Below are 11,938 nucleotides of genomic sequence, written 5' to 3'. Positions count from 1 at the left end.
CTCGACCCGACAGGAGCTCGATCATGACCACGTCGACCAGCACCGGCGAAGTGCTGCTGGATATCTCGGGTGTCAGCAAGTACTTCACCGGCGCCGCAGGTGATGAGCTGCGCGTACTGGACGGCATCGATCTGCGGCTGTACAGCGGTGAGATCGTCGCACTGCTCGGCCGTTCCGGTTCGGGCAAGTCGACGCTGCTGCGTATCATCGCCGGACTCATCGCACCGACCAGCGGCCGCGTTCGGTACCGGGGCCGCGAACTCAATGGCGCCAATCCCGGTGCGGCACTGGTCTTCCAGTCCTTCGCGCTAATGCCATGGCTCACGGTGCAGGACAATGTGGAACTCGGGCTCGCCGCCCGCGATGTGGCTCCGGCCGAGCGCCACAGGCGGGCGCTGGCTGCCATCGATATGATCGGTCTGGACGGGTTCGAAACCGCCTATCCCAAGGAACTTTCCGGTGGTATGCGCCAACGCGTCGGGTTCGCCAGAGCCCTGGTCCTCGAACCCGACCTGCTGCTGATGGACGAACCCTTCTCGGCCCTGGACGTGCTGACCGCGGAAAACCTGCGCACTGAACTCGTAAACCTTTGGGCCACTGACGATTTCCCTACCAAATCGGTCTGCATCGTCACCCACAATATCGAAGAGGCGGTGCTGCTCGCCGACCGCGTCGTCGTGCTCGGCGCCAATCCGGGGCGCATCATCACCGAAATCTCGGTGCCCCAGCCGCGTCCCCGCGATCGGCGCACCGCGGGTTTCGAGACGCTGGTCGAGGAGATCTACGGCCTGCTCACCGGACGCGAGACCGAACCCGCCGTGCCAGCACCGGATATCGCAACACCCACCGCGCGCCCATTGCCCGATGCCTCGGTCGGCGGTCTCGCCGGTCTGGTGGAACTCGTCTACGCCAATAGCGGTCGCGCGGACCTGCCCGCTGTCGCCGATGAGCTCAACTTCGAAATCGATGACCTGCTCCCCCTCGTCGACGCCGCGACCATGCTCGGCTTCAGCACGGTCGAGTCCGGTGATGTCCTGCTCACCGATATCGGCAGCCGGTTCACCACCGCCGATATCCAGGAGAGCAAGCGGATCTTCGCCGATCAGGCCCGGCACCGCGCGCCGCTGGTGCGCACCATCTGCAAGGGGCTGGCGGGCAGTCGCGATGGCACCCTGCGCGCCGGATTCATTCTGGATCTGCTGCGCCGCGGCTTCGGTCCAGAAGACGCACGCCGCCAATTGGATATCGCCATCGACTGGGGTCGCTACGCCGAGTTGTACAACTACGACACCGATTCCGATCGGATCACCGCCGACCCGGCCGCACAGATCTTCACATCGCGGTCGGCATGATGCGTCGAATATGCTGCGGCACTGGCTCTTTCACTACTGCACCGGAGCGAAGACCAATTCGAACCCGCCGATGCGCGGGGGTTCCGGTAGTAATCGGACGAAAAACAACGACAATGGCTTGACCAGCGGTGATGGCCCTGGAGTGTTGTGGCTGGCTCGAGTCGCACGCGGCCGTTGCGGTCAGGCGGGTTCGAGGTGGCGGTAGATGGTTTTGCGAGAGACGCCGAAGGTTTCGACGATCTGGGCGACGGTGTATTTGCGGTTGCCGTGGTCACGTTCGTCGTACGTCTCGCGGGCCTCGAGCGCTTACTCTGTCACCCGAGCCCCCAGTACTTGACCCTGCCACCGTGTGAGGGTCAACACTCGAAAGAGTCATGTTCACCATCGGAGACTTCGCCAGGCATGGACGCGTTTCTATCCGCATGCTCAGGCACTACGACGCCATCGGTCTACTGCGCCCCGCGCACGTGGACCAGTCCAGCAGCTACCGCTTCTACGAGGCGGCGCAGCTGTCCCGGCTCAACCGGATCGTCGCGCTGAAGGACCTCGGCTTCACACTGCAGCAGGTGCAGAGGATCCTCGACGAGGACATCAGCACCGAAGAGTTGCGTGGGATGTTGCGACTGCGACGCGCCGAGCTGGAAGCGGCCCTGGCGGAGGCGGCGTCGGGCCTGGCCCAGGTCGAGGCGAGGCTCCGGTCGATCGAGAATGAGGGTTCCATGCCCCAGGAAGACGTCGTCATCAGGCAACTGCCCGCGGTCCGCCTGGCTGAGCTGAGCGCAACGGCCACGAGCTTCAGCCCTGACGAGACCGGCCCGCTTATCGGCCGACTCTTCGACGAGCTGCGCCGACGGCTCAACTCGGCCGGAGTCGCTCCGACCGGCCCCCGCACCGTCTACTTCGAGACCCCTGACGAAGGCGACTACGGGATCGTCGTGCACGTCGGCCTCCCTGTCCCGGCGGGAGTCACCGAGGACGCGGACCTCCAGATCGTCTCACTGCCCCCGGTGGAACGCGCCGCCACGATCGTGCACCGCGGCATGACGCACAGCTTTCTGAGCACCAGCCAGCTGCTCGTCCGCTGGGTCGATGCGCACGGCTACCGGTTCGACGGGCATGCGCGGGAGGTCACGCTCAACTCCTCGGAGAATCCGGACGAGTCGGTGGCCGAGCTGCAGGCACCAATCGTCACGACCTGACCTCGGCTGCTGCCATGTCGCCACCGTCAAGCTGGCTTGCCCAACCCGGCGCTAACCGGGCCCCGGAACGCTCCCGCAGATCACCTACGGTCACCATGCGACCTGGGCCTTGCGGGGAACTGGCCGACAGTTGAATAGGCGAGCCCAACCAGCGCGCACAACGCCACCGACAAACCCAGCCGCTCCGGCGGGCCACGCCCGCAGCCCGGCGTCAGAAAGCGATGTCAGCCGGAGTGAACTGAAGTGCCGGAACAACTCCACGCGGCTGATATCCGGGAACTCGCGCAGCCGCGCCAACCCCTCGGCCGCGAACACCTGCATCGCCACGAAACCCAACCTCCAGCACGCCGACCAACCTCATCGGCAGCCAAGCCGAGCACCAATCACGATGCCCCGCAGGACAAACCAGGAGCGCGCTATCTCAGCTGGTCAAGCCATTGTCGTTGTTTTTCGTCCGATTACTGCGAGGACCCCGCACAGCACCGCACCGTCGGTGAGCGCCACACTGTCGATGATGCGCTCGCCGCCGTGGACCGACCGGCCGCCAGATCTCGCAGCCCAGATTCTTTGCGCGTGCGGAACTGTTGCACGTCACAGACTCCGTCGGCCACCGCGATCCGGTAGCCAACGCCGACTTGGGCGAGTACCGACCGGGTAACGAGACCCCGTAACGCCAAAGCGCCCCGCTACCCGCCGGATCGAGCCCGCCAATACTCCAGGTTGCTGCGCGTGAGCAGGGTGTGCGGATGGTCGCGGCCCAGGACACGGATCTGATCGGCTAGCAGCGGCTCGTATTCGGCGATGGCCGCGCCGATATCGCCCGCCTCACCGTGACAGCCCGCCAGACAGTTGCGCGTGTGCAGGGTGTCCGGATGATCCGGTCCGAGAATGCGCAACTGATCGGTCAGTAGGGTCGCGTATTCGGTAATGGCCCTGGTTGTCTCGCCGCTTTCCCGGCGCCAGCGCGCCATGCTGATGCGGGTCCGCAGGGTCTGGGTATCATCCGGGCCGAGGATGCGGATCTGGTCGACGAGCAGCAGCTCGAATTCGGTGAAGGCGCGGACCAGTTCACCGGCCATGGCACGGGAACGCGCGAGATGCAGTCGGGTGCGCAGGGTTTGCGGATCGACCGGACCGAGAATGCGTTCCTGATCGGCGATCAGCAGTTCGAACTCGATGACCGCACGGCGCAGGCTGCCGCGTTCACTGCGCCAGTAGGCCAGGCTGTTTCGGGCGCGCAGCGTCCAGGGGTGGTCGGTGCCGAGGATGCGGGTGTGATCGATGACGAGTCGTTCGAATTCGGCGACGGCCCGCTCCAATTGGCCGATATGTCCACGCCAGTCGGCGATGTCATAGCGGGTGGTGACGGTATCGAGGTCATCGGCGCCGAGTATCCGAGTCTGGTCGCGGGCCAGCTCCTCCAGTTCGGCGACGGCGGCGGCGACGTCGCCACTGCGGCCTCGGCAATTCGCGAGATGGTTGCGCACCAGCAGCGTGACGCGATGATCGGGTCCCATGGCGGCGGTGAAGCTCGGCAGCCAGGCCGCCCAGAGATCCCGATTGTCCACCACGCGTGTGGTTTCCAATGATTCGAGATAGCCGAAGGCGGCGGCCGCATCGCCATAGGCCAGGTAGTGGCGGACCGCCGAGCCGCGGGCATATGCGGATACCCGATCGCTGGTGCCCGCTTCGATGGCCGCGATCACCGCCCGGTGCGCATCGTCGCTGTGTACGCCGAGCCGGTCGCATTCATCGGCGAGCCCCGGCATCAAGGCGGCGTGGGTTATGCCGAGCGATTCATCGTCGGTGCCCGGCAGACTCCGGATCACCAGCACACCCAAACCCGCTGTGAGATCACGGATTCCGGCGATACTCGCATCGGCCCCGAGTTCGCGCATGGCCGCGTCCAGCAGTTCCAGCGGCAGTACCGGTCCTACCCCCGCCGCGACGAGCACACCGAGCAGCGCGCCGATCGCCCAGGCATCGGTGGTATTCGGCGCGATATTCGGTTCGTCACCCGCGGCGGACCGCACGGCCGCCGCGACCCGCAGTGCGACCAGACCGTCGACGCCGATATCCTCCGCGACCACCCGATCGGTGACCTCCGTGGCGACTTCGGCCAGCAGCCCGGCCAATAGCCAGCCCGCCGCGGCTGGCGGGGAATCCGCACGCGCCGTCGGTGTTTCGGCCAGCCGTGCATCGATCCAGCCAACCCATTCCTGCTCGTCGACGGCAGCGCGCTCATATCCGGCCGATTCCACAATGGCGGCGATATCCTCGGCCACCGGCTCGGCCACCACGATCCGGTGCATATGCGCGAGATCCGGATCGTCTTCGAAGCCGAGGCCCGCCCGGATCCCGACGATCACCCGGACATGCACAAGCTCCGGACGCCGGGTCATAGCCGCGACGGCGGCGACGAGCAGCCGCCGCGTCCCCTCCTCCGGTTCGTTCAGTCCGTCCACGACGATGGTGACCCGGCCACCCCATCCGCCCAAATCCGCCAGCGGTTGCCGCACCTCGATATCGAAGACATCGAACTCCGCGGCGCCGTGTCGGGCCAGCCCCCGCGCGGCCGCGACCGCGGCACGAAATCCGGGCAGACGGGTGCTCAGCTGTGCGGACAGTTCCACGGCGACCGCCTCGATGGAACTGTTGACCGTCAGGAACACCGCGGCCGTGATGTATTCGGGCGCGAGCGGCAGTGTGTCGACCAGACTCGGCCGGATGAGCATTGCCAGCAGGGTCGATTTGCCGACACCGGGCGGTCCGATCACACCGCGCAACCGGTAGCTGCCGGAGCCGACGATATCGTCGAGCGTCTCGCGCACGGCCGGGGTCAGCAACAGCCTGCGGGTGAGGTGATCGACGAAACCCGCTGCCGGACGGCCGGTTACGGCATCGCGGCGGCGGGCGATATTCGGCACCAGCCACAGGCCGGGATCACCGCCCTCGGCGGCGGATACGGTGCCCGAGGTGAACGACAGATGTTCGGGCTGCTGACGGGTGCACGCGGCGGCGATCGGATCAAGGAGATCCGACGGCAGCAGATTCTCCCCGCGCGCGGGCAGTCCGACTTCGAAGGTGGACAACAGAGTTCGGGTGAAACATCCGGCGTACGCCGGTCCTTCTCCGGCGGCGACCAGCAACTCCATCCGGCCCGCCGCCCGCGACAGCAGATCGGTCCAGCGACGGGCCGCGCCGAGCACACCCTGTTCGGTCTCACATGCGTCGACCAATACCACCAGCCCGTCCAGCGCCGACTGGTTCAACCGCTCCCGAATCTCCTGGGTCAGATGGAATGCCGTATGCGAGTTCGGCACCGCGGGCGAATCATGGCCGAGCAGAAAGAAATCCTCCGCGCTCGTCGCGGTGCCGTGCCCGACGAAGCCGATCAATAGTGTCGCCTGCTCCCGCGCCGCCGCCTCGAAGGCCTCGTCCACCGCCGTAACCAGTTGCGCCACCGTAGGATTCAGTACCGGCCCGGATTCCGCCGTGGCCGCCCGCCACCCACCGGATCGGGTCAGACTCCCGTACAGCCCCGTTGCCAGCTCCCCGGTGAATCCCAGTTCCCCCAGCGCCCGGCATTCGGATCCGATAACAAGGGCGAACCTTCCTCCCATACCAGCACCACCATTCCCACCATCGACTCCCCAACGACCCTCGCCCGACACCGGTCGCGGCAACTGTTTGCCGGTCGCTCGAAAGGTTCGGCCGCGCGTGGTAGGAAAGTACCCGAACACCACATCGTGGCGAGCGACACGGGGGCGCGAAGATGGCAGCGATAGTGTTGGTGCACGGGATCGCACAGGAGCAGTACGGTGCGGATCTCTTGGAGGCGCAGTGGCTTCCGGCGCTGGCGGCGGGTGTCCGCACGGCCGGATACGGCGAACTGGCGGACCAGCTGTGGCGGGCATCGCGGCCGGACGCACTCGAGGTTCGAATGGCGTTCTACGGCAATGCTTTTCTGGCTCCCGGCGCACAAGGCGGTGGCGGCCCCATCGGCAATGAGGATGCCGAACTCACCGAGCGGATCGCCGAGGCCTGGTTGGCGACGGCGGCCGGACAGGCAGCCGATCAGCGTGATCGGCTCGAAGCACAGCGCTACCTGGACAATTCGATGCTCGGCGCCGAGGGCGCGCAGGGCATCGGCCGCAAGGCCAGGCCCGCGGCGAATGCGCTGACCAAGCTGAAGTGGTTCGCGCCCTTCGGTTTCGGCATGGCGGGCAAGTTCGTCAATCGGTCGTTGGACCAGGTCAGCCGGTATCTGTCCGAAGAGGCGGTGCGCGAGCACGCGCAGCGGCAGGTACTCGATCTGATCGGTCCGCAGACCCGACTGGTCATCGGGCATTCGCTCGGTTCGGTCGTCGCCTACGAGGCGCTGCATCGCACCCAGCAGCCCGTCGCGCTGATCACCCTCGGTTCGCCACTGGCGCTGCGGTCCATCATCTATCCGCTATTGCGACCGCAGCCGCCCACCGTCCCCGCCGCGCTCACCCGCTGGGAGAATTTGGCCGATCGCGACGATATCGTCGCGGCGCATCTGGACCTCGCACCGTATTTTCCACCCGCTCCCGGTCGCGACGTGGTGCCGACAACACATCCCGAACTCGACAATGGTGCGAGTCCGCACGATGCCGCGCACTATCTGACCAAGAAATCGGTCGGGCGCATCATCGCCGAGTCCCTCTCGTAACCAGAGGAATCCCCGATCGCGCGTACGCTGACAACTCTGGCACCGAGTGCGAGGAGTTCACCGCGATGACCGACCCCGTGCAAGGTTTGACGGGTACGCTCATCTCGCCGATCCGGGACACCGGAATGCTCGGCGAAGTATTGGTTGCGATTCGTGGGGGCACAGAGATATATATCGCGCGGGCGGCCGAGCCCATCTCGGCAGGGGAATCTGTCCTGATCATCGCGGTGCATCCGGGCCGCATCGTCGACGTGGTGCCCTGGATTCCGCTGGAGCCCGTGCAGACCGAGCAAATGTGACATCGCGACCGCGATCTACGAAGTACGAAACTGGGAGGCGCAGTGCTGGGTTATCACGTTCCGGATCCTGACGAGGCAATGCTGGTCAGCGGCGGCACGAGCAAGGACAACGCGCCATTCGGCGTGGTCATCGGGCGCGGCAAATGGGTGATGCCGTTCTTCCGCAAAGTGAGCTATCTGTCGCTGGCGATGTTCGAGGCCGAGATCAAGGAGCGGTGCGTCACCAAACAGGCCATCCAGCTCGAGGTGCGCGCGGTGATCGCGTTCAAGGTGGCCAATGACACCCAGTCGATTGTCAATGCGGCCCAACGCTTCCTGTCCGAACAGGAGCGGGAGATGTCGGTGCTGACCGGACGCATCTTCTCCGGACATCTGCGCTCGATCGTCGGCTCGATGACGGTCGAGGAGATCATCCGCGAGCGCCAGCGGCTGGCCGATGAGGTGCTGGTCGCCTCCAAGGTGGAGATGAGCAATATCGGCCTATGGGTTGATTCGTTCCAAATCCAGTCCATCGATGACGGCAATCTCGGGTACATCACCGCACTCGCCGCACCGCACAACGCGGCGGTGCAGCGCGATGCGCAGATCGCGCAATCGCAGGCCGCGCAGCACGCTGCAGAGGCCGAACAGGAATCGCTGCGCCGACAGGCCGAATATCAGCGCGAGACCGCCATTCTGCGGGCCCAATATCAGCAGGATATCGACAAGGCCAATGCCGAAGCGGCGCAGGCCGGGCCGCTCGCCGAGGCCATGGCGTTGCAAGAAGTGCTCACCGCACAGGCCGAACAGGCCCGCAAGGAAGCCGAACTGCGCGAGCAGCAACTGCAGGCCGAAGTCGTGAAACCCGCACTGGCCGAAGCGGAACGGGTGCGCATCCTGGCCGAGGCCGAGGCGGCCCGGACCCGGATCCAGGCCGAGGCGGCGGCCTCCAACAACCGGATCGCCTTGGACCAGTTGTTGATCGAGCAGCTGCCCGAAATCGTCAAGCAGGCATCCAACGGGCTGGCAAACGCCAACTTGACGGTGCTGAACGGACCGGACGGTGTCGGCGAATTGGTCAACGGAATGGTGGGCCAGGGCCTCACTGTATTCAACTCGTTACAAAAAGCGCTTTCATCCAACGACGAGGATAATGCGCGTTAAAGTGGCCGGGTAGAGACGGCGCGAGGAGCGGGTGTTGGTGTCCATCGGGAAATTGGTGTCGTTCGACAGTTCGCGGGGATTCGGGTTCATTCGGCCCGATGATGGTGGCCCGGATGTGTTCGTACATGTGAACGACATCGGACTGGACGAGGACGAGCTGCGCCAGGGGCGGGTGTTCGAATTCGATGTGACCGAGGGCGATCGTGGGCCCAAGGCGATCAATCTCGCCGTTGTCGGGGGCCAGCCGATCCCACCCGCTACTCGGCACAAAAAAGACAGATCCGGATCCAGCCAGCTCACCGCCACCGAACACAAACGCCTGATCACCGAACTGCTACTGGATGCGAGCCCGGCCCTCACCGCCGGTGAGATCCTCACCATCCGCGACCGTCTCACCGCCTTCGCCGATCAGCACGGTTGGCTCGACTGAGCTCCACTCCTCCGCCTCCCACCTGCGGTGAGCGCGGCGAGCATCCCTGCCGCCCGTGGGTCGCCCACCGCCTCGATGACTGGGACAACTCGGACGCGCCGTCGGCCACCTCCGCGAGGAAGCCGACGGCGCCGAGGAACATCGAGCCGAGGACTTCCGCCTCCACCGGATCGGCGATCTGGTCTTTGCCCCGACGGCGCAGTTCCACAGCGAGTTCGGTCCGGGGACTCGATCTGTTCCCAATACCATTGCGGCAGATAGGGAAGCCCGACGTGCACCCCGGCGGCCGTAGGTCCAGCCCGCTTACGGCTCTGCGCTTACGAAGGTGTCGACGGTGCGGCTGTCGAGCCGGGGGATGATCTGTCCCAGCCCGATGCGCTGGAAATGCTCCTGGTCGCGATGCGCCGCGAATCCGGCGGCGTCGGTGTACCGCTCGAGGATCACGATGTGTGCGGGGTCGTCCACCTCCTGGAAGAATTCGTAGGAGAGGTTGGCCGCCTCGTTGCGGCTGGCTGCTGCCAGCTCGTGCAAGTGCCGGATCACGGCGTCGACGGACTCCGGCCGCGCCCGGTAGTGCGCGATCACCTGGAAGTACTTCGCGGTCATGCTGCTCCTTGATGAAATGTGGTGGTTGTGCCGGGCCGGCGGCGCCGCCGGCCCGGCATCAGCGGCCCGCCGCATCCCACAACGACGCCGCACTGGTCGAGACGGCGCGCGCACCCTCGCGCAGCGCAGCCGACACATCGGCGGCGCTGCGCACGAACCCGGCGGCGACGAACGGGCTGAGTCCTTCGATCTCCGGCGGCCGGAGATGGGAGAGCACCGGCCAGGGCATCGCCTGCACCAGGTGCGGTCGGTTCTGCCGCACGGAGTTGATGGCGCGCGGCAGGTTGGACCGATCCGTGACGAAGACCTTCTGCATGGTCACCATCCCCGCTGCCGTCGTGCGCTGGATCAGCGCGCCCTTGGTACTGACGACGCCGGGCGCACCGATCGACTGCAGGTACTCCACGGCACCACGGTCCTGCCCGAGCCCGGAGCAGGCATCGGCGTTGACGAAGGTGAACCGACCAGCCTCCGATAGCGCCCGGACCAGGCCCGCCAACTCGTGCAGAGCCACGTGCGCGAGGATGTTCACCCGGCATTCGGACCGTAGGAACGCCGGGACCGACTCGGCGCCGAACACCGCGGCGATCACCGGGTTCCGGGTCAGCCACAGGTCGAGTTCGCCGGGTAGTGGGGGCATCGGCTTCGACATCCTTTCCTGCGAACCATTCGGCTCAACTGACGGTACCTAGAGACCCAGTTTGCCCGGGTTGAGCAAATTCTCGGGGTCGAGCGCGGACTTGACCGCCCGGAGCACCTCGAACCCGGCGCCCAGCGACCGCTCCAGGTACGGCGAGCGCAGCAGTCCGACGCCGTGGTGATGACTGAGCGTGGCTCCATGCCGGAGGATCACCTCGTTGGCCGCATCCCATGCAGACCGGTACCAGGCCGCTCGATCCGCGACCTCTACGCTGCCGCGCAGCGAGAAATACAGGCACGCGCCGTCGACGTAGGCGTGGGACTGGTGCGCCGAGCCGGCCAGCGTGCCGGGCACGGCGGCAATCGCGGCGACGACCTCGTGGTAGATCGCCGGCAGGTCCTTCCACTTGCCGATCATCTCCAGGGTGTCGGCGACGAACCCGGCGCTGCGGGTGAAGCCCTCGGCGCTCTTGCCGGTCAGATACCTGGTGTCGAGCCAACGCTCGTAGATCGCGTTTCCGTCGAGTTCGGTCCCGGTCTCGGCGCAGACCCGACGGCTGATCTGCATTGTGGCGTCGACCAGCTCCCGGCTGCCCTCGTCGGCGATCAGCAGCACATTGGTGTCGGGCAGGCCGAACTGCACCCCGCTCTCGAGAGTGTCGTAAAGGCGCAGCGCGGCCGGGGTCGCGCCCTGCTGGACGATCTGGCGACAGGCCTCGAGCCCCTCGGCGAAACTCTGGAAACCATAGGCCTGCGCCAACGCGTAGTCCGGCAGCCGGTGCACCTCGAGTCGGATCTTGGTGATCACACCGAGGGTTCCCTCAGAGCCGATGAACAGCTGCAACAGGTCTGGACCGACCGCGGCACGGGCGCTGTCGCCGACGCTGACGAGCTCCCCGTTCGGCAGGACCACATCCAGCCCGTAGACCATATCCTCGATCTTCCCGTACCGGGTCGAGAGCTGGCCGGCGCCGCGACAGGCCACCCATCCGCCGACGGTGCTGATCGCGTACGAGGAGGGCCAGTGCCCCATCGTCATCCCGTACTCGGATTGGATCTTCTCCTCGAAAAGATCGCCGAACATGCCGGGCTCGACCTCGACGATCTGGCTCTGCTCGTCGAAGCCGAGGAACCGGTTCAGTCCGCACACATCCAATACGATGCCGCCGCGGACGGGGAGGGCCGCGCCGGTGACATTGCTGCGGCCGGCCGAGACCGTCACGGGAATCGTTGCGGCAGCGGCTATCCGGATCACCCGCTGCACCTGTTCGGCGCTCGACACATGCACTATTACCGCCGGCGGTGTGGCTGGGCGGCCGCCGGTCTCGGCGATCATTGTGCCGGCCCACCAGTCCCGGGTGCCCTCCCGCACCGCCGCCGGCTCGGTATCGACTCGGTCGGCGACTGCGGTCAGGGCCTCGATGACGGCCCCCGGAACCGACACCGGGTCATCGGCGAAGCAGGGTTCCCCGTCGACCGGGCCAACGTGCTGCGCGAAGTGCGGCTGGGACGGTGCGCCCACCGTGTAATTGCCCCGGTTGTATCCGCGCTTCAGTGCTTCCTTGCTGATCATG

Annotated in this window: 10 protein-coding genes and 1 pseudogene; 6 read left to right on the top strand and 5 right to left on the bottom strand. The window is 66.2% G+C overall.

Annotation, left to right across the window (positions count from 1 at the left end; translation table 11 throughout):
- Nucleotides 1–23 precede the first annotated feature (23 nt).
- Complete coding sequence (locus ABZW16_RS17570; protein ID WP_354956947.1) at nucleotides 24–1,352, top strand: nitrate/sulfonate/bicarbonate ABC transporter ATP-binding protein; 1,329 nt, start codon at nucleotides 24–26, stop codon at nucleotides 1,350–1,352.
- 180 nt (nucleotides 1,353–1,532) lie between these two features.
- Here ABZW16_RS17570 and ABZW16_RS17565 read toward each other — a convergent pair.
- Nucleotides 1,533–1,604: pseudogene (locus ABZW16_RS17565) on the bottom strand (helix-turn-helix domain-containing protein); the annotation flags it as partial.
- 122 nt (nucleotides 1,605–1,726) lie between these two features.
- On the opposite strand from ABZW16_RS17565, the gene ABZW16_RS17560 reads away from it, so the two are divergent.
- Entirely contained in the window at nucleotides 1,727–2,551 is an 825-nt protein-coding gene (locus tag ABZW16_RS17560) for a MerR family transcriptional regulator (protein WP_354956946.1), read from the top strand.
- Nucleotides 2,552–3,237: 686 nt separating this feature from the next.
- Here the strand turns inward: ABZW16_RS17560 and ABZW16_RS17555 are convergent.
- Nucleotides 3,238–6,174 (bottom strand): tetratricopeptide repeat protein, encoded by a 2,937-nt coding sequence (locus ABZW16_RS17555; protein WP_354956945.1) that lies wholly within the window; start codon nucleotides 6,172–6,174, stop codon nucleotides 3,238–3,240.
- Nucleotides 6,175–6,326: 152 nt separating this feature from the next.
- On the opposite strand from ABZW16_RS17555, the gene ABZW16_RS17550 reads away from it, so the two are divergent.
- The 4 genes from ABZW16_RS17550 (at nucleotide 6,327) to ABZW16_RS17535 (ending at nucleotide 9,119) form a co-directional block, all read left to right on the top strand.
- Nucleotides 6,327–7,247 carry a hypothetical protein gene (locus ABZW16_RS17550; protein ID WP_354956944.1) on the top strand — a complete coding sequence of 307 codons (921 nt, stop codon included), beginning with the start codon at nucleotides 6,327–6,329 and terminating at the stop codon, nucleotides 7,245–7,247.
- 65 nt (nucleotides 7,248–7,312) lie between these two features.
- On the top strand, nucleotides 7,313–7,546 hold the full coding sequence (locus tag ABZW16_RS17545) for a hypothetical protein (protein WP_354956943.1): 234 nt from the start codon (nucleotides 7,313–7,315) through the stop codon (nucleotides 7,544–7,546).
- 42 nt (nucleotides 7,547–7,588) lie between these two features.
- Nucleotides 7,589–8,689 (top strand): SPFH domain-containing protein, encoded by a 1,101-nt coding sequence (locus ABZW16_RS17540; protein WP_354956942.1) that lies wholly within the window; start codon nucleotides 7,589–7,591, stop codon nucleotides 8,687–8,689.
- A 31-nt stretch (nucleotides 8,690–8,720) separates the two neighbouring features.
- Nucleotides 8,721–9,119 carry a cold shock domain-containing protein gene (locus tag ABZW16_RS17535; RefSeq protein WP_354956941.1) on the top strand — a complete coding sequence of 133 codons (399 nt, stop codon included), beginning with the start codon at nucleotides 8,721–8,723 and terminating at the stop codon, nucleotides 9,117–9,119.
- Between the two features lie 303 nt (nucleotides 9,120–9,422).
- On the opposite strand, the gene ABZW16_RS17530 is transcribed toward ABZW16_RS17535, so the two are convergent.
- The 3 genes from ABZW16_RS17530 to ABZW16_RS17520 are packed head-to-tail and all read right to left on the bottom strand — an operon-like array spanning nucleotide 9,423 to nucleotide 11,937.
- Complete coding sequence (locus tag ABZW16_RS17530) at nucleotides 9,423–9,725, bottom strand: putative quinol monooxygenase (protein WP_354956940.1); 303 nt, start codon at nucleotides 9,723–9,725, stop codon at nucleotides 9,423–9,425.
- A 58-nt stretch (nucleotides 9,726–9,783) separates the two neighbouring features.
- Nucleotides 9,784–10,365 (bottom strand): glycerol-3-phosphate responsive antiterminator, encoded by a 582-nt coding sequence (locus tag ABZW16_RS17525; protein ID WP_354956939.1) that lies wholly within the window; start codon nucleotides 10,363–10,365, stop codon nucleotides 9,784–9,786.
- 48 nt (nucleotides 10,366–10,413) lie between these two features.
- Nucleotides 10,414–11,937, bottom strand: coding sequence for an FAD-binding oxidoreductase (locus ABZW16_RS17520; protein ID WP_354956938.1), 1,524 nt, complete (start codon nucleotides 11,935–11,937; stop codon nucleotides 10,414–10,416).
- Between the last annotated feature and the right edge of the window lies 1 nt (nucleotide 11,938).

Source organism: Nocardia sp. NPDC004604, from assembly GCF_040609795.1.
Classification (GTDB): domain Bacteria; phylum Actinomycetota; class Actinomycetes; order Mycobacteriales; family Mycobacteriaceae; genus Nocardia.
Note: the sequence above shows the minus strand (reverse complement) of the source record. Positions and strands in the feature narration are given on the sequence as shown.